This window comes from Nocardiopsis sp. LDBS0036 (assembly GCF_041228755.1).
Classification (GTDB): domain Bacteria; phylum Actinomycetota; class Actinomycetes; order Streptosporangiales; family Streptosporangiaceae; genus Nocardiopsis; species Nocardiopsis dassonvillei.
On record NZ_CP141103.1, the window covers coordinates 5,561,060 to 5,587,019 of the forward strand.

Here is a 25,960-nt window from a genome sequence, read left to right on the forward strand (position 1 = left end):
AGCTTGAGCGAGGTCATGTTGGTGCATCCCATCGAGGTGCTGCTGGTCGAGGACGACCCCGGCGACGTCCTGATGACCAGGGAGGCGTTCGAGGAACACAAGCTGGGCAACCGCCTGCACGTGGTCTCCGACGGTGTCGAGGCGCTGCGCTTCCTGCGCCGCGAGGAGGAGTTCGCCGACGCGCCCCGTCCCCACCTGATCCTGCTCGACCTCAACCTGCCCCGCAAGGACGGCAGGGAGGTGCTGGAGGAGGTCAAGAACGACGAGGACCTCGCGCACATCCCCGTCGTGGTGCTCACCACCTCGGAGGCGGAGGAGGACGTGCTGCGCAGCTACCGCCTGCACGCCAACGCCTACGTCCCCAAGCCGGTGGACTTCGACCAGTTCATACGGGTGGTCCGGCAGATCGACGACTTCTTCGTCAGCGTGGTGCGCCTGCCCAAGGGGTAGGCGGCGCGCCCGTCCCACGGGAGGGCCGCGGCAGCGCCAGAGACCCGCGCGGGGACCGGCGGGGGAGGCCCGCGCGGTCGGCCCTCCGCGGGGTTTTCCGCAGCCGCGCACGGGGACTACCGCGGTGTGTCCGCCCGCGGTTCCATGGATATAGGGGGCCACCCACCCCTCCCGCTTCGCGCTGCCCCGCCCGGCCCGGCGAACGCGCGGGAGCCACAACACGTGGCCGCAGCGGTTTTTCGTTACGGTAAGGGCATGAGCTTGCCGGAACCGCGTGACCCCGCTGGTCCCTACCGCGTCAGTGTGGTGTGCCTGGGCAACATCTGCCGCTCGCCCATGGCGGAGAAGATCCTCGCCGCCGACCTCGAACGCGCCGGGATGAGCGACCTCGTGGCGGTGGACAGCTTCGGCACGGGCGACTGGCACGTGGGCGGCGGCATGGACCCGCGCGCGGCCTCCACCCTGCGCGTGCACGGATACCTCACCAGTCACACCGCCCGCCAGTTCGCCCACGAGGTCCTCGCCGACCGGGACCTCGTCCTCGCCATGGACCTGGACAACGTCGACGAGATCCGGCGCATCGTCGACGAGTACGGTGAGGAGTACGGGTTCGACATGTCGCGGGTCCGCCTCTTCCGCTCCTTCGCGCCCGGCACCGGACCCAACCCGGAGGTCCCCGACCCCTACTACGGAGGCGACGACGGGTTCACCGCCGTACTCAACATGGTGGAGTCCGCGGCCAAGGGCCTCACCGGCGAACTCGTCACCCGGTTGAGGCGGTAGCGCGGGTGAGGGGGGAGCGGATCGTGCGGGACTTCGGAGGCGACGGCGGCGACGGGCACGGGGAGGGCCGCCGCAGGGACCCGGTCAACGGAACCATGGCCGAACGCCTCACCGTCCTGCTCGACCGCGACGTCAGGCGCGCCGCCCGCGCGGGCAGCAGCCACGACTGGGACATCTACTACGCCGAACTCACCGACGGCACCCGCCTGTTCGTCAAGTCCCTCGTGCGCGGAGCCCCGCCCAACGGGGTGCTCACCGCTGAGGCGCGCGGCCTGGACTGGCTGGGCCGGACCTTCGGCTCACCCGCCGTCGACGTCGTGGCCTGGGACGACCGCATCCTCGTCCTGCCGTGGATCGAGGAGCGCGAACCCACCGCCCAGGCCGCCGAACGCCTCGGCCGCCAACTCGCCGGGATGCACCTGACCGGCGCCGACCACTTCGGCGCCGACTGGCCCGGCTACATCGGCCCCCTCACCATGGACAACACCCCCTCCCGGGACTGGCCGCGCTTCTACGCCGAGCAGCGCCTGCGCCCCTACCTGCGCCAGGCCCTGGACCAGGGCTCCCTCACCCCGTCCGACGGCCGCGTGGTCGAGAAGGTGGTCGACGCCGTCGCCGACCTGGCCGGAGAACCCGAGGAGCCCGCGCGCGTCCACGGCGACCTGTGGAGCGGCAACGTCCTCTGGCGGGCTCAGGACGCGGTGGTCATCGACCCGGCCGCGCACGGCGGGCACCGTGAGGCGGACCTGGCCATGCTGGCCCTGTTCGGCCTGCCCCACCTGGAACGGGTCCGCGACGCCTACAACGAGGTGGCGCCGCTGGCCTCCGGGTGGCGGTCGCGGGTCGCCCTGCACCAGCTGCACCCGCTGCTGGTCCATGTGTGCCTGTTCGGCGCCGCCTACCGCACCACGACCCTGGAGGCCGCGCGCACCGCCCTGCGCGGCGGCTGACCGTGCTGGTCGTTCCGCGCGGCGGCTGACCGTGTCGGCCGGTCTGGACGGTGTTCGGCCGTGCCGAGCGTCCCGTGTGTCGGCCGCTCCGCGTGCTGTTCCTCCTGAGGGGTGGCTGGGGCCGTGCCGACAGTCCGGTGCCGTCGGGACCGGGGGAACCGCTGACCCCCTCCGGCGGGAACGGCTGGGGGGTCCCGCACTATGCTCGCCAACGTGCCAGGCGGATCGCTGAACCCTCCTGTAACTGAGCCCCCACACATTCCGGGTGGCGCAGCGGAGGAACCTAGGGAGCGCTTCTCGTGACTTCACCCTCCGACATAGACGTGATCGTCTTCGACGTTCTGGGGACCATGGTCGATGAGCCCGCCGGTATCGGGCGCGGCATCCGGACACTGCTCCCGGACATCGACGACGTGAGGGCGCGCGAGTTGGTCCAGGTGTGGAACAGGCATGTCGATGAGCAGCAGCAGGAGATCCTCGCGGGCCGCCGCCCCTACGCCAACAGCACGGTGATCGACCTCGAAGCGGCCACACGCGTCGCGGCCGAGGCCGGTGTCGACGACGCGGACGCGATCCGCTCGCTGGCGGCCTCCGCGCAGCGGTTGGCGCCGTGGCCGGACTCCGCCTCCGCGCTGGACCGGATCGCCTCGTACTTCCCGGTGGTCGGACTGTCGAACGCCAGCCACCCGGCGCTCACCCGTATCAGTGCACATGCCGGGCTCCGCTGGCACCAGGTGCTCTCCGCCGAGGACGCGCGCGGCTACAAACCCCATCCCGACGTGTACCGGCTCGCGATCGCGAACGCGGACTGCCCGCCGGACCGCCTGCTCATGGTCGCCGCCCATGCCTGGGACCTTCGGGGCGCGCAGGCCCTGGGTATGCGGACCGCCTACGTCGAACGCCCCGTCGGGGATCCTCCGCGCGCGACGGACCGCTTCGACCTGGCCGTGAAGAGCCTCGACGAACTGGCCATAAGCCTCAACGCGATCTGACGGCCCGAGAGCTCCGCCCCTTGAACCAAGGGTGTGGATTCCGGAGCCTGAGTTCTTGAATCGAGGGTCGAGGACCTGGGAACCGAAGCCTGGAGCCTCGAAACCTGGGACCGAGTGTCCGGTCTCCCAAGCCCGGTGACCCAAACCCGGATTCGAGGCTGTGGAAGCCGAAGCCCGGAACCTCGGACGGAGAGCCCGGGGAGCGGAGCCGGTGACCCGTGTCCGGCGGCCTGGACCGGCCCTATTCGGCCGGGTAGACCCGGCCGGGCGGTTCCCGGAAATTCCCTCGCTCCCGCTCGCCTCACCCGGTACGGTCTGGGAGTGCCGCCGCCGCGGAGTCCACGAGACCCGCGCGTGGCCACCCCGTCGGTTCCCACGAGGAGAGCAGGCTTCGTCCATGGCATGTCGTATCAGTGAACTCGTGCTCTCCTGCCGCGACCCCGAGGTGCTGGCGCGGTTCTGGTGCGAGGTCCTGGACTTCGTCGTGCTGGACCGCGAGGAGGGCTGCATCGAGATCGGGCCGCGTGAGGGGTTCGGCGGCCTGCAGCCGACGATCATCCTCAGCCGCACCGAGGAGCCGGAGAGGGCGAAACCCCGGCTGCACATCGACGTCAACGCCACCGACCGCGACCAGGACGCCGAGCTCGAACGCCTTCTCGCCGCCGGTGCCGTGTTCGCCGACATCGGTCAGAGCGGGGAGGAGCCCTGGCACGTCCTCGCCGACCCCGAGGGCAACGAGTTCTGCCTGCTCAGGGCCCGCCTCGACCGGCTCTGACGGCCTCCGTCCGCACCGGCGGCCAGCCCGCCTGCGTGGTCGCGGCCGGTAACGGCACCAGCCGCTCCCACCGTTCACCACCCGCCGCGCACCGGCCGGGCCGGACCCGCCGGAGGCTCGCCTTCCTGACGCCTACCGCCGAGGTCAGCGGGGGGAGTCCCCCGGCGGCCGCCGCGTGCGCCGGACACGGGCGGCGGTGGGCGGTAGGCCCTCACCCGGCGGTGAGCTCCAGAACGGCCTTGCCCCGCAGGCGGCGTTCGAGGAGGGCGGCCACGGCCTCGTCGGCCCGGTCCCACGAACCTCGCCAGGAGATCCCCGGATCGAGGTCTCCCGAGGCGACCCGACCGGCCAGCCAACCCAGGTCCCCGGCCGGAGCCACGCCGTTCTGGAGGTGGAACGCGGTGATGGAGCGGCTGTGCCGCCCGTCGTCCACGAGGAACGCGTCGAGCGGGAAGTGCTCGGGCTGCCCGGTCACGTGTCCGACGGCCACCAGGGTTCCCCCGGCGTTCAGCCTGTCGAAGGCCGTGACCAGCTGGGGGCCTCCGACACAGTCCACGACCCCGTCGAACAGGTAGTCGGGTTCCCCGGGTTGCGACACCACCTCGTGGGCGCCCAGGCCGCGCAGTTCGGCGCCGTGGGTCCGGGGTCCACCGGTGCAGGCGGTCACATGCGCGCCGCCCATGCGGGCGAGTTGGACCGCGTACCGTCCCACGCCACCGGTGGCCCCGGTGACCAGGATCCTTCTGCCGAGGAGGAACCCCGCTTCGCGCAGGGCGCGCAGAGCACTGGTGGCCGCCACCGGGACGGTGCTGAGGGCTCCGTGGTCCGCGCCCTCCGGGGCGGCCCCCAGGGAGGCCGTGTCGACGGCGCGCAGTTCGGCCCAGCCCCCCGCCGCACCCAGGGTGACCACCGCGGTTCCAACGGCGGGGCCGGACCCGTCGGCGGCGGGGCGTTCCACGAATCCCGCGGCGTCCCACCCCGGCACGGTCCCGTCGGGCAAATGGGAGACGGTGGACACCTCGCCGAAGTTGAGGGACGTGGCGGTGACGCGGACCAGCGCCTGGTGCGGGGCCGCAACCGGTTCGGGGGCCTCTCCGAGTCGCAGGTGGTGGGGTGCGGTGCGGTCGACGACCAGGGCGCGCATGTCCGGGCTCCTTCGCGGGACGGGGTGGACGGGATCAAAATATGGCACTCAGGGGCATTATGCGTCAAGAGGCTAAAGCGTCCAAGGAGCCAAAGCTGCCAAGGGGCTATGGGCGTCGAGTGGCGGTCTGCTTCGGTACACTGCGGCCATGGCCAGCACCCGTCCCCGCCCCGCCGCCTCCGAGGAGTCCCTGCGCGAACGCAAGAAGCGCCGCACCCGCCGGGCCCTGGTCGACACCGCGCTGGAGCGTTTCACCCGGGCGGGGTACGACCAGGTCACGCTGGACGAGGTCTGCGCGGAGGCGGAGGTCTCCAAGCGCACCTTCTTCCGCTACTTCGCGAGCAAGGAGGAGCTGGCCATGGCTCCGTTGCAGGACCTGTGGGGGGCGTTTCTCCGGGTGCTGGAGGAGAAGGGGCCCGACGGCCGGCCCCTGGTGGAGCTGGCACGCGACGCGATCCTCGAAGCCGTGGAACACGTGGCCGACCGGGAGTGGACGCACGCCGCCCGGCTCAGCCTCAGCCTGGCCGGGAGCACCCCGGCGATCAGCGCCCACAACCTCCAGTTCTGCGAACGCACCACGGTCCGGGCCCTGGCCGTGCTGGGGGTCGGCGACCAGGGCGACCCGCGTTCGCGGCTCGCCCTGGACATGGTCGCCTCCGCGGCCCGGTACGCGCTGGCCGACTGGGCCGCCGCGCCGGGCACCCCCACGGTCCCCGACCTGCTCGCCCGGTACCGTCGGGCCTTCGACGCCCTGCCCGGCGGCCTCACCGTGTCCGCCCCCGAGCGCTGACGGCGTCCGCAGGCCGCGAGGGAACGGCACGTGCCGCCCGCCACCAGCGGGTCGGGGCGGCACGCCCTAGATTGGTGGCATGGCTGACGCACCCGAGGCACAGAGCACACCCGAACACGACGGCCCCGAACTGCACGTCGCCCTCATCGGTTACGGCAAGGGCGGTGAGGTCTTCCACGCGCCGCTGATCGACGCGGTTCCGGGACTGCGCCTGTCCGCGGTGGTCACGGGCAACCCCGACCGCCGCAGGGCCGCCGAGGCGCGCTACCCCGGCGTCACCGTGTACCCGAACGTCGCCGAACTGTGGGCCGACGCCGAGCGTTACGAGATCGCGGTCGTCACCACGCCCAACGACACCCACGCCCCGCTCGCCCAGGCCGCCCTGGAGGCGGGCCTGGCGGTGGTGGTGGACAAGCCCTTCGCCCTCACCGCCCTCCAGGCCCGGGAGCTCACCGACCTCGCGGACAAGCTGGGCCGGGTGCTCACCGTGTACCAGAACCGCCGCTGGGACGCCGACTTCCTCACCCTGTGGGGTCTCATCGAGGAGGGGAGGCTGGGCCGCGTACACCGCTTCGAGTCGCGGTTCGAGCGCTGGCGTCCCCAGGCCAAGGGCACCTGGCGCGAGAGCGGCGGGGTCGAGGCCGGGGCCGGGCTGCTCTACGACCTGGGCCCGCACCTGATCGACCAGGCGGTCAACCTGTTCGGCCCGGTCTCCTCCGTCTACGCCGAGATCGACGCCCGGCGCGAGGGCGTCAACGCCGACGACGACGTCTTCCTGGCCCTCGACCACGCCCGGGGCACGCGTTCCCACCTGTGGATGAGCGCGCTCACCGCCCAGGGCGGGCCGCGTTTTCGCGTGCTGGGGGACGAGGGGGCGTTCACCAGCCACGGCATGGACGGCCAGGAGGCCCGGCTGACGGCGGGGGAGCGGGCCGACGCCGACGACTGGGGCGTGGTTCCCGAGGCGGACTGGGGCGTGCTCGGGGTGGACGGCCACACCCGGCCGGTGCCCAGCGCGCGCGGCGCCTACCCGGAGTTCTACGCCGGGGTGCGCGACGCGGTCGGCGAGGGCGAGCCCCTGCCGGTGGACCCGCACGAGGTGATCCACGGACTGGAGGTCATCGAGGCCGCCCGGCGCAGCGCCCGCACGCGGTCGGTGGTCGACGTCTGATTCCCGGCTCCCGCGGGAGGCCCGGGCGCTCCCCGGACCGCCCGCATGGGCCTATGTTGGAAGGACCCGCCCCAGCTCGCCCCGGGGTTTCGCCGAACGCCGAAGGAGACGCACCGTGGCCCAGGTCCTCGTGGTCGCCGACGAACTCACCGGTGCCAACGCCACCGGTGCCCGGTTCGCCCGTACCGGGATGCGTGTGGCCACGGTGACTCCCGAGCACGTGAGCCGGGTCGTGGGGGACTACGACGTGGTCGTGGCCAACCTGGACAGCCGCCATGTTCCCCCCGAGCACGCCGCAGACCTGGTCACGGACGTGGTCGAAGCGGTGTGGCCGGTGGGGCTGGTGGTCAAACGGACCGATTCCACGCTGCGCGGCAACATCGGTGCCGAACTGGAGGCCACCTACGACGCCGTGCGCGAGCGCGTACCCGCCGGAACACGGGTGCGGGTGCTGTTCGTTCCGGCCTTCCCGAGTTCGGGGCGCATCACCGAGGACGGGTTGCAGTTCCTCAACGGGTTGCCGCTGGAGCGCACCGAGCTGGCCGACGATCCGCTGTGCCCGATGACCACCAGTTCCGTCGCCGACATCCTCGCCGTCCAGACCGACCTTCCGGTGCGCCACGTGCCCGTGCGGCAGGTGACGCAGACGATGCTCACCGCCGAACTGCTCGCCGGTGACGAGCCCGTGGTCGTGTGCGACGCGAGCACCGAGCAGCACCTGACCGACATCGCCGAGGCCGCGGCCGCCGCGCACCACGACACGGGGATCGTGTGGCTGGCTGCCGACCCCGGGCCCACGGGGGCGCTGTTGGCCTACGCGCTGCGGTTGAGGGGCCAGGCGGGTTCGCGCGGGCCGCTGCTGGGGGTGGTGGGCAGCACCACCGAGCTGACCCGGCGGCAGTTGGCCACCGTCGCGCGCACGGGCGCGGTGCGGTTCGTGGACCTGGACGCGGTGGAGTTCAGCGTGGGGGACCGCGCGGACGAGGTCGCCGAGCAGACCGCGCGGGAACTGTCCGAGCAGCTGACCTCCTCGGGCTTTCCGGAACTGTGCGTGCTGCGGGTGGTGACGCCCTCCGACCGGGTGCGCGAGCTGCCAGTCCAGGTCCGCGCGGAACTGCCCGGCCGGATCGCGCGGCTGGTGGCGGACGTGGTCAACGAGGTCGCCGACACCACGGGGGCGCACGCGCTGCCCAGCGGGCTGTACCTGACCGGCGGGGACCTGGTGGCGAGCCTGTTGGACGAGCTGGACGTGCACGCGTTCGATGTCGGGGGCGAGATCGTTCCGCTGACGGTGCACGGCCACCTGAGCGGGGGACCGCTGGACGGAACACCGGTGGTGGCCAAGGGGGGTCTGGTCGGGGACGACATCACCCTGGTGGAGTGCCTGACGAAGCTCCGGCGGGCGGTGCAGACCCGGTTGCACCAGGTGCACTCGGAGGTGTCGGAGCACGTGGTGCCGACGCCGCTGCGCGACACGGTCTGACTCGACTCGGCCGGGGGGACCCTACCCATCGGGCTGGTCGAGGCCGCCGAGGCCGAGGTGGTGTTGCCGGTACTCTGCGGCCATGGTCTTTCCAGGGCCGGGCCCATCATCCGTTTTTCCTGTTTCTCAAGAAGTTGGGAGAACGGCTGCTTGCCGCTGGTAAGTTCGCAGGTCGTCGGCGCTCCCCGCGCACGCGGGGATGGTCCCTCGACACCGGCGTTGGGATACACGTCCGCCAGGTGCTCCCCGCGCACGCGGGGGTGGTCTGTTGACGCCATCCAGCCAGGGTGCGCGGCACCCAGGTGAAGCGCGGCCTGGTCACCCCTCCTTCCGTCACCGAGGGTGGAGAGCGTTCCCGAGACGCACCCACACCCTTCGGAAGTAGGCCATGAGCACCACGTTCTTCGACGAGGACCTGCTGAGGACCGTCGCCGCCGAGCCGCACCGCCCGCTGATGTTCGTCAACGCCGCCGTGTACACGTTCGACCCGCTGATCGGCGACCTGACCGGTGCCGACCTTCTCCTGGACGGGAAGGAGATAGCCGGGGTCGGTACCGGCCTGCACACGGCCGCCGAGGACGACGGCGCGGTCGTCGTGGACTGCTCGGGGCTGACCGTCGTCCCGGGCGTGGTCGAGAACGACACCGTCGCCGGACTGCGCAGGAGCCCCTCCGACAGGGTCGGCACGCTGGCACCCGGGAACCCGGCGACCTTCGTCGTGCTCTCCGGGCACCGTCCCGGGACCACCGCGCTGGAGCAGGTGGTCTGGAGCCCTGAGCGAGCCGCCGCGGTCGTCATCGACGGCGAGTTCGCCCTGTTCAACGGCCGACGTCTGGTCGAGCCCCGGACCGAGCGGTTCCCGGGGCCGACGCGGACACCGGCGGACAGCCCGTACCTGGGGATGTGGATCGACGAGACGGGCTTCATCCACCAGGAACTGACCGCCGACGGCCGCTACGACGAGACGCGCGGCGGACGCCCCCACGCCTACCAGGGGTCGTTCTGGATCGAGGGGGACCGCATCGTCTACCGCGACGACCTGGGATTCTGGGCCTACGGCCGCTTCGCCGACGATGTGCTCCACCACGCGGGCTACGTCTTCCACCGCGGGTGAGCGCACCCGCCGGACACGGGCCGCACCTCGCAGGTCAGCGGGGGAGGCCGCACACCGCCCACCGGCGGGGTCCTCGCCACGACGGCCCCGAGGCCCGGCCCCCGCGCGCAGACGTCGGGGGCCGGGCCTTCAGGGGCGGTTGTGCCTTGTGTGACGGGGATGGACATCCCGGGACAACAGACCCGTTGTCAGTTGTCGATCGCCTGGTAGAGCGTGGTCCAGAAGTCGTGGATCAGCCGCGCCGAGTCCGGGACGGACATCCCGACCTGGGTGAGCACGATGCCGGTGAGCCGGTTCTCCGGGTCGGCGTAGGTCGAGGTGCCGCTTCCGCCGTCCCAGCCGAACTGGCCGACGGGCGTGTAGTCACCCCGGTAGGTGCGCACCGCCATTCCGAAGCCCCAGCCGCCGTGCTGCCCCTGGCCGAACGACACGTGGACGTTCTCGGTGGCCATGGCGTTCCGGGCGGCCTGCTGCGCGGGCGTGAGGCGGTTGGTGGTCATCAGCTGGACGGCGGGCCGGGACAGGATCCGCTCGCTCCCGTGCATCCCCTGGTTCAGCAGCATCCGGAAGTAGGCGTGGTAGTCGTCGACGGTGGAGACCAGCCCGCCGCCACCGCCCTGGAACGCCGGAGGCTGGCTGTGCCGTCCTCCTTCGGCCGGGTCCCACACGTGGAACTCCCCGGTCTGCGGGTCGGGGGCGTAGAGCGGCGGCAGCCGGTCCGTCTTGTCGGCGGGCACGTGGAAACCGGTGTCCCCCATACCCAGGGGCTCGAAGACGCGCTCGCGCAGGAACGCATCGAACGACTTCCCCGTGACCCTGGAGACGAGCACGCCCAGCAGGTCGTTGCCGACGTGGTACTGCCACTGCTCGCCGGGCTGGTGCATCAGCGGAAGCGTGCCCAGGCGGCGCATCCACTCGTCCGGCTCGGGCATCGGCTCCGGCAGGTCGGGCGTGAGCCCCTGCGCGAAGAGCGCGTTCATGATCGGGGTGCCCAGCGCGCTCCGGTCGATGCCGAGCCCGAACGTGGAGGTCAGCACGTCCCGTACGGTGATCGGCCGCCGCGCCGGAACGGTGTCGTCCAGCGGGCCGTCGATCCGCCTCAGCACCTGCCGGTCGGCCAGTTCGGGCAGCCACTGCTCCACCAGGTCGTCCAGCCGCAGCCCGCACTCGTCGAGCAGGACCATCGCCGCCGCCATCGTGACCGGCTTGGACGTCGAGGCCATCCGGAAGATCGTGTCCCTGCGCATCGGGGCGCCGCCGTCATGGCGCATCGTCCCGATCGCCTCGACGTGCGTCTCACCGCCCCGGCTGACCAGGGCGACCAGCCCGGGGATCCGCCCGCTCTCGACGTGCCGTGTCAGTACGTCGCGCATCCGCCGCAGTCCCGCCTTGGAGAAGCGGCCGTTGTCGTTTTCCATCGTGGATCTCCGTGAGTCGTCAGGTGGTCGGGGGATACGGCTGCTCAGAGGCTGCGGGCGGTGATGTCGCCGTGGGAGGTGGTGGCGCGGATGTCCAAGGTGGTCTCGCCGTCGTTCTTGAGGGCGTTGTGGACGCGGCCGTGGGGGGTGCCCGCGTCCAGGGCGGCGGAGACGCCGGGGGCGGCGCTGACGGTGATGTCGCCGGACTCGGTGCGCACCTCGACCGTGCCCTGGGTGGCGTGGGCGATGACGATGTCGCCCCTGGCGGTGCTGACCTGGGCGGGGCCGCCCAGGCGGCCGAGCGTGACGTCGCCATCCTGGAGGGTGAGGTGGGCGCTGGCGGCCTCGTCGAGCTTGACGGGGCCCCGGGCGGCCTCGAAGGCGACCCGGCCCAGGCGTCCGACGCCGCGCAGTCCGGCGCTGGCGGCGGTGGCCTGGAGGTGGGAGCCGGTGGGCAGCTGGACGGTGATCTCCACCGATCCGGAGGGGCCGAAGGCCTGGTTCTTGGCGGGCGGGGCCTGGACGCGCAGGACGCCGTCGTCGTAGGTGACGGTGGTCTGCTGGGCGGCCTTGACGTCGCGGTTCTTGTCGGGGTCGGCGGGCTGGACCTGGACGGTGGTGTCGGTGCGGTCGGCGGCGATGAGCTGGACGCGTCCGGCGGGGATGTCCAGGACGGTGGTGATGGCGGTGGGGGTGGGGAAGGTGTGCATCGTACTTCTCCTTCTTCTGGTGCGGCGCCGGTGCGGGCCGCTGTTTCTGATGATGGAAAAGCTACGTTGCGTTCATGGTTATGGCAACAGATTTCTCGCGAGAAAACACCGTATTAGCAGGTAGATTCAGGGAAATTGTTGCAATGATTCTGAATCTAATGCAACGGACTTCACTCGTTTCGTTGCAATGGGTGGAAGTGAACGCTAGGGTGGGCGCACCCACGCCCCACGAAGGAGACCGCGATGCCCGGAGGCAGGCTCACCCAGTCCGAACGCCAGCGCATCGAGCTGGGACTGGCCCAGGGACTGGCCTACGCGCGGATCGCCAAGGACCTGGACCGTCCCACCTCGACCGTCACCCGCGAGGTGACGCGCAACGGCGGCCCCACCTCCTACCGCGCCGACCTGGCCCACCGCGCCACCCAGCACCGCACCCGCCGCCGCACCAGGACCGCGACCCGGGCCGGGCAGGCGCCTCCGCAGGCCTACGGACGCGACGCCGAGGCCGTGCGCGAGTACGAGGAGGCCTTCACCGCCGTCTTCATGCAGTCGGGCCTGCCCAAGATGACGTCCCGGGTCCTGGTGTCCCTTTACACCACCGACGAGGGCAGCCTCACCGCGGCCGAACTCGTCCAGCGCCTCCAGGTCAGCCCGGCCTCGGTCTCCAAGGCGATCACGTTCCTGGAGGGCCAGGGCCTGGTGCGCCGCGAACGCGACGAACGCCGCCGCGAACGCTACGTCGTCGACGACGACGTCTGGTACCAGTCGATGCTGGCCAACGCCCGGGCCGAGGCGCACCTCGTCGAAGCCGCGCGTCAGGGAGTCCAGGTCCTGGGTCCCGGCACTCCGGCCGCCGTGCGTTTGGAGAACATCGCCCGCTTCGTCGACTTCGTGCGCGAGAGCATCATCCGCGCCTCGGAGCAGGCACGCGAGGTCCTGCACACCAAACCCGAACCCGTCCCGGACGGCGCCGACGAGCCGTCCCCGGAACCCCGGTAGGCATCCGCTTCGGCGGTCACGGCCACGTGCGGACGCTTCTCCGAAAGGCCGCCCGGGAGCACGCGGTGGGCCCGGCGCGCACGCGGACCGGACCGGGCCGTCCCGGTCCGCGCGGTCCGGCGTGCGTGTCCCCCGCGCCTTCGGGGTCCTCGCACGCCAACGCCCCCGGCCGGGGAGCCGGGGGCGTCAGCGCGGAGCCGGGGGTCAGGCGGCCCGTGTCCGCGGCTCCAGGTGCTCGGCGGCGAGCCTGTCCACCGTCTCGGCGAGGGCCCTCGGGTACTCCAGCGGTCCCATGTGGCCCGCGCCGGGGATCTCCCGCACCTCCCGGCAGTCCTTCAACAGCGACGCGATGTGGTGCGCGTGCCACGGCGGGGTCAGCTTGTCGTCGGTGCCCACCATCACCACCGTGGGCACCGAGATCTGCCGGGCGGTCTCCTCCGCCTCCAACGTGCAGATCACCCGTCCCCACGCGCCTCGGGACACACCACCGCACGCGTGCACCATCCTCATGCACAGCCGCACCATGCGCGGATCGGCTCTCCTGCCCATCACCATGGACTTCAGTACCGCCGTGGTGAGGGCGTTGCGCGGACCCAGCGGTATCGGGGCCCTGAGGAAGACCTGCGCGCCGAACGTGCCCAGCGGGCCGGGCAGCGGGATCGCGGTCGACCGCATCGGCAGCTCCTTGCACCCGGTGTTGGTGAGCAGCACCGCGGCGGCCCTCTCCCGGAACACCGGGTGCGCACCGGCCGACATGATGGTCATACCGCCCATGCTGTGCCCGGCGACCACGGCCTTCTCGCCCTCGGGCACGGTCGCCTCCAGGACCGCGCACAGGTCCTCGGCCAGCTTCCGCGCGCCGTACCCCGCCCTGGTCAGCGGCGCCTGGGTGCGTCCGTGGCCGCGCTGGTCGTAGAGCACCACCCGCAGGGACGGGTCCAGTTCGCGCACCACCGGCCCCCAGGATGCGAGCGAGGTCGCCCAGCAGTGCGCGAGGACCACGGTCGGCCCGTCCTCCGGGCCGCGCACCTCGACGTGCAGCAGTGTGCCGTCGTCGGAGCGCACCTGGAGTTCTCGGACCTGACCCACGTGTCGGGTTGCCATCGGGGATACCTCTCACTCGGGGGAGACCGCGCCGGGTGCCGGAAGGCGCCGCGCCCCGGGTCGGCGCGGGCCGGGGCGTGCGCGGACGCGTTCAGTCGTCGGACGCGTCGATGTCCACGTGGGGCACGGCGAAGGGCGGTGAACCGGCCCCGTTGACCGGATGGCCGCCCCACAGGTTGGGTTCGTCCAGAACCCCGGTGCCCTCGAACCCGTCGGGGGTGCGCACCACGACCGTACGCGCGCCCGCGCGGAAGGCCGCGGTCACCTCGGGGCTGGGGGACAGCCGCCCCCGCCAACGGTAGTCACCGGTCAGGGGGGAGAAGTGGCCCGCTAGGTGGGCCTGGACCCGCACGGCGACGCCCTTGTCCTCCGTACCCTCCGCATCTGCCGTATCTCGCGTATCCGCCGCGTTCTCGACACCCGACCCATCCTTCACACCGTCAGTATCCGGTGACTCCGGCGACCCCTCAGCATCAACCGCAACCTTCGTACCGGGCGCCCGCTCCGACCGCTGCGCGCCGCTGTTGACGGGCAGCACGACCGTCACCGGGCCCCGGTACTCCTCCTCCTCGTCACCGAACCCGCTCATACCGCTCCCCTTCCGGAGCCGCTTCGGCGCGGACCGCGGGCCGTCGGGCGCCGCGGCCGCGGGAGCGGTCCACCCGCAGGTCGTAGTTGTGGGGGTCGAACCAGCGCGTGCGCAGCGCGAACTCCCAGGTGAAGGTCGGCCACAGCGTGGTGTTGCGGCCCTGCTCGTTGAGGTACCAGCTGTCGCAGCCGCCGGTCACCCAGACCGTGCCCTCCATGGCCTTGGCGACCATCTCGTTGTAGTCGCGCTGGGCCTTCGGGAGCACGTCCATGCGGTCCAGGCCGTTGCGGCACAGGTACTTCAGCGCCTGCATCGTGTACCGGATCTGGGCCTCGATCATGAACAGCTGCGAGGTGTGCCCCAGCCCGGTGTTGGGCCCGGCCAGCACGAAGGCGTTGGGGAACCCGGCCACGGTGGTGCCGCGGAAGGCCTGCACGTCCGTGCCCCAGTGGTCGGAGAGCGAGCGCCCCTCGGCGTTGAAGATCCGCCGCGCCACGGGCGGGTCGCTCACGTGGAAACCGGTGCCGAGGATGATCGTGTCGACCTCGTGCTCGGTCTCGCGGCCCGAGGCGTCGCGGGTGACCACGGCGTGGGGGCGCACCTCCACGATGCCGTCGGTGACCACGTCCACGTTGGGCCGGGCCAGCGCCGGATAGTAGTCGTTGGACATCAGGATGCGCTTGCAGCCCGCCCGGAAGCTCGGCGTGAGCTTGGCCCGCAGCTCGGGGTCCTTCACGCTGCGGCGGATGTTGGCCCGGCCCAGCCCCTCCACGATAGAGAGCAGCCTGGGGTTCTTGGCGAAGCCGAGGACATAGGTCTCCCTGCCCCAGTAGATGCTCTTGCGGGCGATCTGCTGGGTGAGCGGCACGTTGCGGTACAGCCAGCGCTCCAACCGGGTGATGTCGCGGTCGTGCCGGAACATCACCCACGGGGCCGTGCGCTGGAACAGCGTCAGCCTCCCGGCCTTGGGCTGGATCCTGGGCACGAACTGGATCGCGGACGCCCCGGTGCCGATCACCGCGATCCTGCGGCCGGTGAGGTCGTGGTCGTGGTCCCAGGCCGCCGAGTGGAACATCGTCCCCTCGAAGGTGTCCAGGCCCTTGATGTCGGGATAGGAGGGGTCCGCGAGCGGTCCCGCCGCGCTGATGAGGAACTGGGCGGTGACGGTCCCCCGGCTGGTCTCGATCCGCCACCGGTTGCCCTCGGGCTCCCAGTGCGCGGACCTCATGTCGTGGTCGGGACGGACGTGCTCCCGCACCCCGTGCTCCCCGGCGACCCGCTCCATGTAGTCGTGGATCTCGGGTTGGGGGGAGAAGCTGCGGCTCCAGTGCGGGTTGGGCGCGAAGGAGAACGAGTACAGGTGGGAGGGGACGTCGCAGGCGGCGCCCGGGTAGGAGTTGTCACGCCAGGTGCCGCCGATCCCGTCGGCGCGTTCCAGAACCACGAAGTCCTTCAGACCGGCCTGCTTGAGGCGGACGGCCATCCCGATCCCGGCGAAGCCGGAGCCGATGACGGCCACCCGGAAGTGGGGTGGTGCTTCGGTCACGTCTTGGTCCCTTCGTGCGGACCGGCCCGGACGCGTCGCCGTCCGGATCGGCGGGTGTGTCCCCCGGGGGCGCGGCGCGTTTCGCCCCCGGGGAAGTTGTCACCCCGTGAGGCGCGGCGTGTTCCGCCTCCGGGGAGCGGGCTCCCGGGGACGTGGCGCGTTTCGCCCCCGGGAGGCGGGTCCACCGCCGGGGGACGCGGCGCGTTTCGTCCTCCGGCGGTGGGGTCTGGGGCCCGCAGGCCGCGGTGCCTCCGGACCGGAGTCCGCGGCCTGCGGGTTCGGGGGCGGACGGGGAGCGGGCCCGTTCCCCCGAGGGGGCCCGGCCGCGGGGCGTCGACAGGAGAGACGTCCGCGGCCGGGGAGTGGCAGGGTCAACCGAGCAGGCCGGCCTTCTTCCAGAAGTAGCGGCCCAGGCCGGTGATGGCACCGGCGGTGTCCAGGGTGCTCACCACCTTGCGGGCGGCCCAGGTCTTGGTGCCGATCCAGTGGGGGTTGTCGCGGGCGACCCGGGAGGCCTCGCGGGGGTCGAGTCCGACCTGCGCGTACACCTTGGGGTTGATCAGCCGGGTGGCCGAGTAGTAGGTGACCAGGCCGAGGATGATCCGGCTGTAGGCCCGGTTGAGCGGGCCGCGCGTGGCCCAGTCGCGCTGGAACTCCTCGCGGGCGTAGCGCATGTGCCGCGCCTCCTCCACCACGTGGATGCGCGAGACCGAGCGCACCAGCGGCAGGATCTGCTCGTCGGGCACCGCCTCGCGCTGGAGCTGGTCGAGGACCTCCTCGACGAACAGCGCCCCGGCGAAGATCAGCGGGCCGTGCGCGATGGTCTTGAAGAGGTTGCCGAGGTGGAAGGCGACGGGGTCGAGCTTGTGCGTCTGCCAGCCGAGCTTGCCCACCATCTTGGCGAACATCACCGTGTGGCGGCACTCGTCGGCGATCTCGGTGTAGGCGTACTGGACGTGGTTGGTGCTGGGGTCGTGGTGGTAGGCGTGGCGGACCAGCATCTGCATGAGGATGGTCTCGAACCAGATGCCGATGGTGGCGACGCTGGCGATCTCCAGCCGGGAGAGCTCCTTGCGCTGCTCCTCGGTGAGCCGGTCCCACAGGTAGGTGCCGTACAGCGAGAGGCGCTCGGGGCGGATCGCCCACATGTCCTTGTCCACGGGGGCGTCCCAGTCGATCTCGACGAGCGGGTCGAAGGAGGCCTTGGCCGAGCCGCGCAGCAGGCGCTTGGCGATGTCCTCGCGGTCGGTGATCTTGGGCTTGGCGGTGATCTCAGCGGTCATCTGTGTGTTCCTCCTCAGGACGCGTCCGGCCGGACCAGGGGGTTGGCGTGCCGCGAGTGGAGTCCCCGGGCGATCTCCGCGTCGCCGAAGGCGCCGTCCGACAGGAGCAGGCCCACCTGGAGCGACACGATCTGTTCGGTGGTGCCGGGGAAGTGCCGGAACAGGTGGAGCCCGGCGGTGCCGAGCGCGGTGGAGGCGGTGTCGCGGCGGGCGTACCTGGCCCCGGCCGCGCGGACCACCGCCATGACGGTGTCGCGCGCGCTCTCGGCGGGGACGAGGCCGTCGAGGGCGACCCCGGTGGCCCGGGAGCTGTTGTGGATCGGGGTGTCGACGTAGCCGGGGTGGACGGTGGTGACGCCGATGTGCGAGCCGTACTCGGCGCGCAGGCAGTCGGCGTAGGCGGTCAGCGCCCTCTTGGAGACCGTGTAGGCCCCGGCGAAGGGCAGGGACAGGTTCGCCAGGAGCGAGGCGGTGATGAGGACGCGTCCCCTGCTGCGCAGCAGCGCGGGCATCGCGGCGGCGGTGACCCGCCAGGTGCCCAGCAGGTTGACCTCCAGCGCCTGGTGCACGTGGACGTCCGGGGCCTGGCCGATGTCCACGGCCGGTCCGACGCCCGCGTAGTGGATCAGCAGGTCCAGGCGTCCGTCGAGCCGGTCCAGGGCCTCGGCGACCCCCTCGCGCACCTGTGCGTCGTCGGTGATGTCGCAGCCGACGACTCCGGGGGCGGGCTTGCGGTCGATGCCGACCACGTTCACACCGAGGTGGCGGAGGACGGCCACCGTGGCGCTGCCGAACGCGCCGGAGGCGCCGGTGACGAGGGCGTTCTGGCCGGGCAGTCGTCGCAGGTGACGCGGCAGGGGGGTCCTCATGTGATCTCCTCCACAGTTCCTGCCGGAACGTTACAACGAGCATTGTCACAATGCAATGGGGTGACGCGGGAAATTTACTGACGAGTAAGGTTCGCGGTTGTCCCTAGGCTGGACCCATGGCCGAATACCGCATTGACGAACTCGCCCGGCTCGCCGACACGACGGTGCGCAACGTCCGGGTGTACCAGGACCGTGGCCTGCTCGCGCCTCCCCGCCGGGAGGGCCGCGTGGGCATCTACTCCGAGGCGCACCTGGCGCGTCTGCGGCTGATCGGCCAACTGCTCCGGCGCGGCTACACCTTCGCCAACATCGGCGAGATGTTCCGGGTGTGGGAGCGCGGAGGGGACCTCTCCGACATCCTGGGCTTCGAATCGGCCATAGGGGACGCTTGGAGCGACGAGATCGCCGGCTACCTGACCATGGGCGACCTGCGCGAACTCTTCGGCCACGGCGTCACCCCCCGCACGGTGAAGCGCTCCCTGGACCTGGGCGTGCTCGAACGCGACGGGCTGCGCTTCCGGGTGCCCAGCCCGCGGCTGCTGCACGCCGGGGTGGAGCTGGTGAAGCTGGGCATGACCGTGGACTCGGTGCTCGACATAGCGGAGAACCTGCGCGACAAGGTCGGCCACGTCGCCGAGCACATGGTCCGCCTGGTCGCCGACCACATCATCGCCGAGTACGCGCCCGGCACGGTGGTCCGCAGCGAGGAGACCGCCGAGATGGCCGAGCTGATCCGCCGGGTGCGCCCGCTCGCGCAGCAGGCCGTGGACGCGGTGCTGGCGCAGGCGATGGCGGAGAACCTCACCAACGTCATGGGGGAGCACTTCGCCCTGGCGATGGAGTACCTGGACAGGGAGGGCGCGGGCAAGGAGGGCGTCGGAGGGGGCGCGGCGGCGCCGCCGAAGGGCTGACGGGGGTGCGCCTGAGGGCCTTCGGCGCGCTCGTCGGCCTTCGCGGCCCGCGGATGCCGGGTTCGCGGGCGGTTCCGGTGCGCGGGCACGTCTGAGCGCTGGCTACCTGTTCGAGGACCGGGTGTCGCGGCGGTTCCGGCGCGCGAGCGCGTTTCCACAGGCCGAGGAGCGGTCTGGCGGATGCTGGGCGGGCGGGGGACACTGGAATCCGGGGGCGGTACGCCCGCCCGGAAGCGGCACGTGGCGCCCCCGAAATCCAGCCTAGACCGGTTCCCCCGACGCCACCAGGGCTCCCGCCGTCCCTGTGGACGACCGGCCCCGGGGCACCGGTCTCACGTTCGTGCGTCCTCCCCAACGGCCCCGGTCTCCCCAGCGGCCCCGGTCGTCCCGCCGGTGGCCGCCGCGTCCGCTGACGGCGCCTCCGAGTCCACCACCGAGAGCGGGAGCGAGGCGGTGAACCGCAGCTCGGCGAAGGCGCCGGCCGGAACCGCCGGGGAGGCCGGGAACACCGGCCCGACCCGCTGGTACCGCTCACCCTGCTCCGGCCGGGTGTCCTCCTCGCCCTTGTTGGGCCACATCGACATCGCGCGCTCGGCCTGCGCGGTGATGGTCAGCGACGGGTTCACCCCCAGGTTCGCGGTGACCGCCGAGCCGTCCACCACGTGGACGCCCGGGTGGCCGTACAGCCGGTGGTAGGGGTCGATGACCCCGGTCTCCGGGCTGTCGCCGATCGGGCAGCCGCCCAGGAAGTGCGCGGTCATCGGGACGTTGAACACGTCGCCCACCGTGCCCCCGGGAAAGCCGTCGATGCGCTCGGCCAGCCGGGTGGCCGCGTCCTGTCCCGCGGGGATCCACGTCGGGTTCGGCTCGCCGTGGCCCTGCCGGGAGGTCAGCCTCTTCCTCCCGCCCAGCGGCCCCCGCCGCACCGACGTCGTCAGCGAGTTGTCCAGCGACTGCATCACCAGGCCGATGATGGTCCGCTCCGACCAGCGGCGGGCGGAGAGGCTGCGGGCGAACACCACCGGGTGGCGCGCCGCCAGCCCCAGGAACCGCAGCCAGCGCGGGATCCGCCCGCCGCCGGGCACCTGCATCGCGGTGAGCAGCGCCATCGCGTTGGAGCCCTTGCCGTAGCGGACCGGTTCGATGTGGGTGTTCTCGTCCGGGTGGATCGAGGACGTGATGGCCACGCCCCGGGTCAGGTCCTCCTGCGGCCTCACCCGGCGGGTCATCGCGCCGACGAGAGCCTCGGAGTTGGTGCGGGTGAGCGTGCCCAGCCTCGCCGACAGGCGGGGCAGCGCGCCCGAGTCGCGCATGCGGTGCAGCAGCGTCTGGGTGTTGTAGGTCCCGGCGGCCACGACCACCTGGCGGGCGGTGAACGTGCGGGCGTTCGAACGCCGCCGGGGCGCGTCGGTCCTGACGGTGTCGGCGGCGAAGCCGCCGCCCGGCAGTTCGCGCAGCCGCTCGACGGTGGTCAGTGGGTGCACCTCGGCGCCGTCGCGCTCGGCGAAGTACAGGTAGTTCTCGGTCAGGGCGTTCTTGGCGCCGTGGCGGCATCCGGTCATGCACTCCCCGCACTCCGTGCAGGCACGCCGGTCGGGGCCCGCGCCGCCGAAGTAGGGGTCCCCCACGGACGCGCCGGGCTCGGCCCGGCGGCCGTCGCCGTCCCGTCCGTCGCCGAAGCACACGCCCACCGGGGTGAGACGGAAGGTGTGCCCCACGCCCATGTCCTCGGCGATCGCCTTCATGTGCACGTCGGAGGGGGTGACGGTGGGGTTGGTGCGCACGCCGAGCATGCGGCGGGCCTGATCGTAGAACGGCGCCAGCTCCGACTTCCAGTCGGTGATGTGCCGCCACTGCGGGTCCTCGAAGAACGGGTCCAGCGGGTGGTACAGCGTGTTGGCGTAGTTGAGGGAACCGCCGCCGACGCCGGCCCCCGCCAGGATCACCACGTCGCGCAGCAGGTGGATGCGCTGGATGCCGTACATACCGAGCCGGGGCGCCCACAGGAAGTTGCGGACGTCCCAGGACGAGGAGGGCAGCGTCTGGGGCGTGAAGCGGCGCCCCGCCTCCAGGACGCCGACGCGGTAGCCCTTCTCGGTGAGGCGCAGGGCGCTCACCGAACCGCCGAAGCCCGAGCCCACGACCAGGACGTCGTAGTCGAAGCGGTCGGCGCGGTCACCGGTCGCGGATCCGGTCTCGGCCCTGGTTCCGGTCGGGGTTTCGGTTGGGGTTTCGGCCGCGGTCTGTGAGGTGGGAGCGGAGGGGCTGGGGGTGGCGGTGGGATCTGTGCTGCGCTCTGGGGGCACGGTGGGACTCTCTCCAGGTCAGACGCGGTTTCCCGTAGTGCGCCGGATACGGGTCCGCAACATTGAATGCGCCATCTAGAAATGTGACAACAACTATTGTAATGTTCGTCACTACCGCCGAGTAGGGTGTGTTCCATGTAACACACGTGGCGTGCCTCGGCGCAAGTTCGGCTCCCCCTCGCCGCCCACGGGCGGCGGAACACTGGAGGTACTCATGCCCAAGGCTTCCGGCGAGGCGTCCGAGGCGCCTCAGGACGCGCCTGAGCAGCACGAAGCCGGTGGCGGGACGCGCTGGCGCAGGTTCGCCCTCGTGGCCGTCCCCGGGTTCGCGGCCGCCGCGGTCCTCGGAGGCATGACCACCCAGGGCCTGCTCGCCGCCTCCTTCGCGGTGTCCGGGGACAGTTTCAAGATGTCCGCCGACCAGCTCGTCGGCACCGGCTTCACCCAGTACGGCGACGCCGCCACCTCCGTCGACGGCTCCTCCCGCCCGGTCGGCCTGTCCTCGGTCGGCTCCGCCGAACTGACCAACCTGTGCATGTCCTCCCTGTGGGACCTGCCCATCGGCCAGGCCACCCTCGTCATCACCGCGGGCGAGTCCACCCCCGTCCAGGGCACCAACCTCGTCCTCGACATCGAGCAGCTCCAGGGCGACGCCGAGTTCGGCTCCATCGAGATCGGCCGCGACGCCAGCACGCTGGACCGGGCCGAGGGCGGCCAGGGACCGGCGGGCGGCTTCGGCCTCCAGTCCCAGAACATCACCGTCTCCGACATGGAGCTGACCACCTGGGCGGTCACCTCCGGATCCCTGAAGCTGTCCGGTCTGAGCCTGGCCGTCCGGCCCGGCGAGCACGAGTGCTTCTGATCCCATGGCCCACGCACTGACCCTGCTCCGCGGGGGCCGGGCGCGCCTGCGCGACTGGCGGCGCGGCCGCCCGTTCTGGGGCGGGCTCCTCCTCGTCATCGCCGGAGTCGAGCTGCTGGTCGCACCGGCCGCGCAGAGCCTGATCCTGCCCATCGACCTGATCGCCTACACCGGTATCGCCGGTGTGTCGGGTCCGCTCATCGCGGTACTGCTGATCACCCTGGGAGCGCTGAGCTGGTTCCAGCCCGCGCAGCACCTCTTCTTCGGGGTGGTCGGGCTCATGCTCGCCCTGGTGTCCTTCGTGACCTCCAACTTCGGCGGCTTCGTCATCGGGATGCTGCTCGGCATCGTCGGCGGCTCCCTCGTCTTCGCGTGGGCGCCCCGCGTGGTCCGCCGCCGAAGGCGCGGCCGGGGACGCCGACGGGTCGCGGACGCCGACGCCGCCGGTCCAGGGGTGTCTGCCGGGGCCCCTCCAGGGGCCGCCGTCCCCCGCGGCCCCGAAGCGCCCGACGGGACCGGTGGGCGCGCGGCCGGGGAGGAACCCCCGACCGCCGTCCCCGCCGAGACCGCGCCCGACGCGGGCGTTCCCGGGGCCCCTCCCGACAGGGACACCGGTTCCGCGACACCCGACGGGTCCGTCAGCGCCCCCCGGCCTCCGTCCCGGCCGCTGGCCGCGCTCGCCCTGCCCCTGGCACTGGCCGTGACCCTGGTCGGCGCCGCCGCGCCCGCCGACTGGCCCTGGGACTGGTTCCTGCCCCCGGGCGACGAGGAGGAGCAGCCCTCGCCCTCGCCCTCCCCCTCCCCCTCCCCCTCCCCCTCGGACGAGCCCTCGGCGAGTCCCACCGACCGGCCCACCCCGCCGGGGCCCGGGCCCGGCGCGGGCGAGGGGGACGGTCCGGACGAGCGGCCCGAGGACGGGGAGACCGAGGAGGAGCCGGAGGAGGGCGGTCGGGACCGGGAGGCGAACCCGGACGAGTGCGAGATGGGCACCGGTGAGTCCGCCCTGGCGGGGTCAGAGGAGGAGTTCCTGGACGCCGTCCGCGCCTGCCAGGCGGCCCAGGACGCGGGGGAGCTGCCCGAGGTTCCGCTGGAGGAGGCCCACGACTGCTCCACCGGCTCGGTCCGCGCCTCCGGCCTGACCGCCGACCGGCTGACGATGAGCGGCGCCCGCTACGACGGCGTGGTGGAGTGCCCCACCCTCGACGGCCCCCGCAGGTACATCCGGCTGACCATGAGCCGGGCCGACTTCGTCAACGCCGAACTGTGGTTCGAGGACGCCGGAACCCGGATGAGCCTGGGCCTGCCCACCATGGTCATGGACGGGTCCGTCCAGATGCACATCACCCGCATGCACGTGCGCATCCTGGGGATCCCGCTCACCTTCACACCGGACTTCCCGCCCCCGCTGCTGCTGCCGTACATGATCGTCACCGACGTGGACGTGGACGACCCGCTGGCCAGCACCGACGTCATGAACATCCCCGACCTCAACGGCCGCTACGGCGCCGCCTCCGCGACGCCCGCGCCCCCGCCCCGTCACAGACCGGGGTCGATCAGACGGCTGGCCCGGCCCACGTGCGACACGTACAGCGCGTCACGGGCCCGGGTGCAGGCCACGAACAGCAGCGTCCGCTCCTGCTGGAAGGCGTGCTCCAGCGCCACCTGGTCGCCGTCGGCGGCCTCGATCGCGGCCTTGGGCGGCAGCAGGTGGTCGCTGACGCCGATCAGCGCCACGCACCGGAACTCCTGGCCCTTGAGCCGGTGCATCGTCCCCACGCGCACCGCCTCGGCGGCGCCGCTGTCCTCCAGCTGGGCGGTGGGAACGCCCCTGGCCTCCAGCTCCTTGGCGATGCCGCGCACGATCCACTGGTTGCGCCCGGCCACCGCGATCTCCGCCGGGTTGACCCCGGCCTCCAGCCACACCCGCACCCAGTCGCCCAGCGCGGTGAGCTCCTCGGCGCGGTCCTCGCAGCCGCGCACCACCGGCGCCGGACCGCGCAGCAGCGAGCGGTACCCGGCCAGGGTGTCGGCGTTGTCGTCCATGCCCAGGGCCGCACGGCGGTCCAGGATCGGCATGCTCCAGTCCAGGATCTCCTGGGTCACCCGGTAGCTCACCCGCAGCCGCTGGCCGCGCCCGCGCACGTTGATGCCGAGCGAGGCCAGCGACACCCGGTTGTCGGACACCCGCTGGTGCGGGTCACCGACGATGAACAGGTCGTCCGGCCCCTCCGGGACGGCGGCGCGCAGCATCCGCCACTGGGCCGGGTGCAGGTCCTGGGCCTCGTCGACCACGGCGTGCCGGAACAGCGGCTCGCGGCGGCCCAGGATCCGCGCGGCCTCGGCGGCCAGCTGGGGGTAGGACCACATCCCCTCCACCCTCATGGCGCCGACGTAGCGCCGCACGGTCTCCCACACCTGGCGGCGGTGCTCGGGCGCCAGGTGCTGCACCCGCCCGCTGCGCTCGCAGCGGATGTAGTCGGGCAGCAGCTCCAGGCCCTTGGCGAGGATCACCTGCTCCCACTCGTCCACCAGGAAGCGGCCGGAGAAGGGCAGGCCGTCGGCCACCGCCACCGCGCGCCAGCGCCGGGCCAGCTCGTCCTTGCCGACCATGCGGGGCGCCACGCTGGTGTGGGTCTGCACGACGGAGCGGGCGAGGCTGTCGATGGTGGCCACGCGCACGCGGGCGCGTACGGCGGGGTCGGGCAGCAGCTGGTCCATCCGCTCGGCCAGGGACTGCGCCAGCGCCCGATTGTAGGTGGTCAGGAGCACCGACTCGCGGGTGTCCTCGGGGCGGGCGGCGGCGTCGCGCTCGGCCAGGTAGGCGGCGCGGTGCAGCGCGATCACGGTCTTGCCGGTCCCCGGGCCGCCGGTGACCTGCGTGGACCCGTTGTAGTGCGCCTCGGTGATCCGGTGCTGGTCGGGGTGCAGGGTCAGCTGCCACTGGTCGAAGGGGGCCCTCAGGGCCCCGGCCAGCTCGGGCGGGCCGCTGGGCGTGGGGTCGGCCTCGGCGGGGTCGATCCCGGCCGACACCTCGGGGCGCAGGTCGCGCGCGAAGCGCAGGGCCTCGTCGCGCGGGCGCACGGTGACCAGGCGGTAGTGGGTGCCGTCGGCGAGGCCGCCGTCACCGGTCCGGCCGTGGCCCGCGGCGTCGGGGACGACGACGCCGGACCAGTCGGGGGCGATGCTGACGACCCGGACGCCCGGGTCGGCGGCGCCCGCGACGGACTCCAGGTCGGGCTCGTCGCCGACCTGGCAGGCGCGCATCACGGCCAGGGTGTTGAGCTGGACGTCGGGCGTGAGGCGGGTGAAGTCGCTGAGAAACGTCGGGGCGATCGCGAGGGCGGACACGTCGTGGTTTCCTCCGGTCTTCGACCAAGGTGGTGTCTGTGGTGCTCGGGGAGGTCGGAGCGGATGGTCTGGCCTGGGAGAACGGCCTGTGCGGCCGCGGCTCCCATAGGAAGGATGCTCGCCGCGCAATTCCGGCAAACGCCGCTCCCGACGCGTTTCCCGCCGGGTTTCGGAGGCGCTGGTGCCTTTGTGTTATGCCTGTTCGGAGGGGTGTTTGCGGAGGTGTGTTCGAGAGGTGCGCGAAGGTTTTCCGGGACGGCCGGGCGCGGCTCGCGTGACCTGCGGTTCTCCGGCCGGATGCTATGTCCGTAACAGGGGTTATGTATCTGACCGAAATCCGCTCGGCGGCAGGGTCGGGTGGCG

General features: G+C 72.2%; 22 protein-coding genes and 1 pseudogene. 13 read left to right on the forward strand and 10 right to left on the reverse strand.

Features of this window, described 5'->3' with window-relative positions; translation table 11 throughout:
* Positions 1–15: 15 nt before the first annotated feature.
* From UIS43_RS23830 to UIS43_RS23850, 5 genes are all read left to right on the forward strand, one after another.
* The gene (locus UIS43_RS23830) at positions 16–450 is read left to right on the forward strand and encodes a response regulator (protein ID WP_013151498.1); all 435 of its coding nucleotides are present in this window, start codon (positions 16–18) and stop codon (positions 448–450) included.
* Between the two features lie 255 nt (positions 451–705).
* Positions 706–1,233 (forward strand): low molecular weight protein-tyrosine-phosphatase, encoded by a 528-nt coding sequence (locus UIS43_RS23835; RefSeq protein ID WP_026337862.1) that lies wholly within the window; start codon positions 706–708, stop codon positions 1,231–1,233.
* A gap of 23 nt (positions 1,234–1,256) precedes the next feature.
* Positions 1,257–2,183, forward strand: a complete 927-nt coding sequence (locus tag UIS43_RS23840) for a fructosamine kinase family protein (protein ID WP_013151500.1) — start codon at positions 1,257–1,259, stop codon at positions 2,181–2,183.
* A gap of 299 nt (positions 2,184–2,482) precedes the next feature.
* On the forward strand, positions 2,483–3,175 hold the full coding sequence (locus tag UIS43_RS23845; protein WP_013151501.1) for a haloacid dehalogenase type II: 693 nt from the start codon (positions 2,483–2,485) through the stop codon (positions 3,173–3,175).
* A 397-nt stretch (positions 3,176–3,572) separates the two neighbouring features.
* Complete coding sequence (locus UIS43_RS23850; RefSeq protein ID WP_013151502.1) at positions 3,573–3,950, forward strand: VOC family protein; 378 nt, start codon at positions 3,573–3,575, stop codon at positions 3,948–3,950.
* Between the two features lie 211 nt (positions 3,951–4,161).
* Here UIS43_RS23850 and UIS43_RS23855 read toward each other — a convergent pair whose 3' ends face one another.
* Positions 4,162–5,094 (reverse strand): zinc-binding dehydrogenase, encoded by a 933-nt coding sequence (locus UIS43_RS23855; protein WP_370011741.1) that lies wholly within the window; start codon positions 5,092–5,094, stop codon positions 4,162–4,164.
* 148 nt (positions 5,095–5,242) lie between these two features.
* Between UIS43_RS23855 and UIS43_RS23860 the strand changes: the two genes are divergently transcribed.
* The 4 genes from UIS43_RS23860 (at position 5,243) to UIS43_RS23875 (ending at position 9,652) form a co-directional block, all read left to right on the forward strand.
* Positions 5,243–5,884 (forward strand): TetR family transcriptional regulator, encoded by a 642-nt coding sequence (locus UIS43_RS23860; RefSeq protein ID WP_013151504.1) that lies wholly within the window; start codon positions 5,243–5,245, stop codon positions 5,882–5,884.
* Between the two features lie 79 nt (positions 5,885–5,963).
* Positions 5,964–7,055: a Gfo/Idh/MocA family oxidoreductase gene (locus UIS43_RS23865; protein WP_013151505.1), complete on the forward strand. Its 1,092-nt coding sequence runs from the start codon at positions 5,964–5,966 to the stop codon at positions 7,053–7,055.
* Positions 7,056–7,170: 115 nt separating this feature from the next.
* Positions 7,171–8,538 carry a four-carbon acid sugar kinase family protein gene (locus tag UIS43_RS23870; protein WP_071621407.1) on the forward strand — a complete coding sequence of 456 codons (1,368 nt, stop codon included), beginning with the start codon at positions 7,171–7,173 and terminating at the stop codon, positions 8,536–8,538.
* Between the two features lie 388 nt (positions 8,539–8,926).
* A complete protein-coding gene (locus UIS43_RS23875) occupies positions 8,927–9,652 on the forward strand; it encodes an Atu4866 domain-containing protein (RefSeq protein WP_117199069.1) in 726 nt (241 codons plus the stop codon).
* Positions 9,653–9,840: 188 nt separating this feature from the next.
* Here UIS43_RS23875 and UIS43_RS23880 read toward each other — a convergent pair whose 3' ends face one another.
* Both UIS43_RS23880 and UIS43_RS23885 read right to left on the reverse strand, forming a co-directional pair.
* Entirely contained in the window at positions 9,841–11,070 is a 1,230-nt protein-coding gene (locus tag UIS43_RS23880; protein ID WP_370011744.1) for a serine hydrolase domain-containing protein, read from the reverse strand.
* Between the two features lie 44 nt (positions 11,071–11,114).
* Positions 11,115–11,780 (reverse strand): DUF4097 family beta strand repeat-containing protein, encoded by a 666-nt coding sequence (locus UIS43_RS23885; RefSeq protein WP_013151509.1) that lies wholly within the window; start codon positions 11,778–11,780, stop codon positions 11,115–11,117.
* Between the two features lie 243 nt (positions 11,781–12,023).
* On the opposite strand from UIS43_RS23885, the gene UIS43_RS23890 reads away from it, so the two are divergent.
* Complete coding sequence (locus UIS43_RS23890; RefSeq protein WP_013151510.1) at positions 12,024–12,779, forward strand: GbsR/MarR family transcriptional regulator; 756 nt, start codon at positions 12,024–12,026, stop codon at positions 12,777–12,779.
* Between the two features lie 204 nt (positions 12,780–12,983).
* Here the strand turns inward: UIS43_RS23890 and UIS43_RS23895 are convergent, their stop codons facing one another.
* From UIS43_RS23895 to UIS43_RS23915, 5 genes are all read right to left on the reverse strand, one after another.
* On the reverse strand, positions 12,984–13,883 hold the full coding sequence (locus UIS43_RS23895) for an alpha/beta fold hydrolase (protein WP_013151511.1): 900 nt from the start codon (positions 13,881–13,883) through the stop codon (positions 12,984–12,986).
* Positions 13,884–13,974: 91 nt separating this feature from the next.
* A complete protein-coding gene (locus tag UIS43_RS23900; protein ID WP_370011747.1) occupies positions 13,975–14,472 on the reverse strand; it encodes a DUF4873 domain-containing protein in 498 nt (165 codons plus the stop codon).
* The gene (locus UIS43_RS23905) at positions 14,456–16,018 is read right to left on the reverse strand and encodes an NAD(P)/FAD-dependent oxidoreductase (protein ID WP_198662545.1); all 1,563 of its coding nucleotides are present in this window, start codon (positions 16,016–16,018) and stop codon (positions 14,456–14,458) included. The genes UIS43_RS23900 and UIS43_RS23905 overlap by 17 nt, the downstream gene beginning before the upstream one ends.
* Positions 16,019–16,389: 371 nt before the next feature.
* Positions 16,390–17,301 (reverse strand): diiron oxygenase, encoded by a 912-nt coding sequence (locus tag UIS43_RS23910; RefSeq protein ID WP_013151514.1) that lies wholly within the window; start codon positions 17,299–17,301, stop codon positions 16,390–16,392.
* Positions 17,302–17,315: 14 nt separating this feature from the next.
* The gene (locus UIS43_RS23915; protein ID WP_071621420.1) at positions 17,316–18,170 is read right to left on the reverse strand and encodes an SDR family oxidoreductase; all 855 of its coding nucleotides are present in this window, start codon (positions 18,168–18,170) and stop codon (positions 17,316–17,318) included.
* A 116-nt stretch (positions 18,171–18,286) separates the two neighbouring features.
* Here UIS43_RS23915 and UIS43_RS23920 point away from each other — a divergent pair, with 116 nt between their 5' ends.
* On the forward strand, positions 18,287–19,081 hold the full coding sequence (locus tag UIS43_RS23920; RefSeq protein ID WP_370011750.1) for a MerR family transcriptional regulator: 795 nt from the start codon (positions 18,287–18,289) through the stop codon (positions 19,079–19,081).
* Positions 19,082–19,413: 332 nt separating this feature from the next.
* On the opposite strand, the gene UIS43_RS23925 is transcribed toward UIS43_RS23920, so the two are convergent.
* A complete protein-coding gene (locus UIS43_RS23925) occupies positions 19,414–21,387 on the reverse strand; it encodes a GMC oxidoreductase (protein ID WP_370011753.1) in 1,974 nt (657 codons plus the stop codon).
* Positions 21,388–21,601: 214 nt separating this feature from the next.
* Between UIS43_RS23925 and UIS43_RS23930 the strand changes: the two genes are divergently transcribed.
* Entirely contained in the window at positions 21,602–22,249 is a 648-nt protein-coding gene (locus UIS43_RS23930; protein WP_013151519.1) for a DUF6230 family protein, read from the forward strand.
* Between the two features lie 4 nt (positions 22,250–22,253).
* Positions 22,254–23,759 (forward strand): annotated as a pseudogene (locus UIS43_RS23935) (DUF6114 domain-containing protein); the annotation flags it as partial.
* Positions 23,760–23,785: 26 nt separating this feature from the next.
* On the opposite strand, the gene UIS43_RS23940 reads toward UIS43_RS23935, so the two are convergent.
* Complete coding sequence (locus UIS43_RS23940) at positions 23,786–25,597, reverse strand: UvrD-helicase domain-containing protein (RefSeq protein WP_013151521.1); 1,812 nt, start codon at positions 25,595–25,597, stop codon at positions 23,786–23,788.
* Between the last annotated feature and the right edge of the window lie 363 nt (positions 25,598–25,960).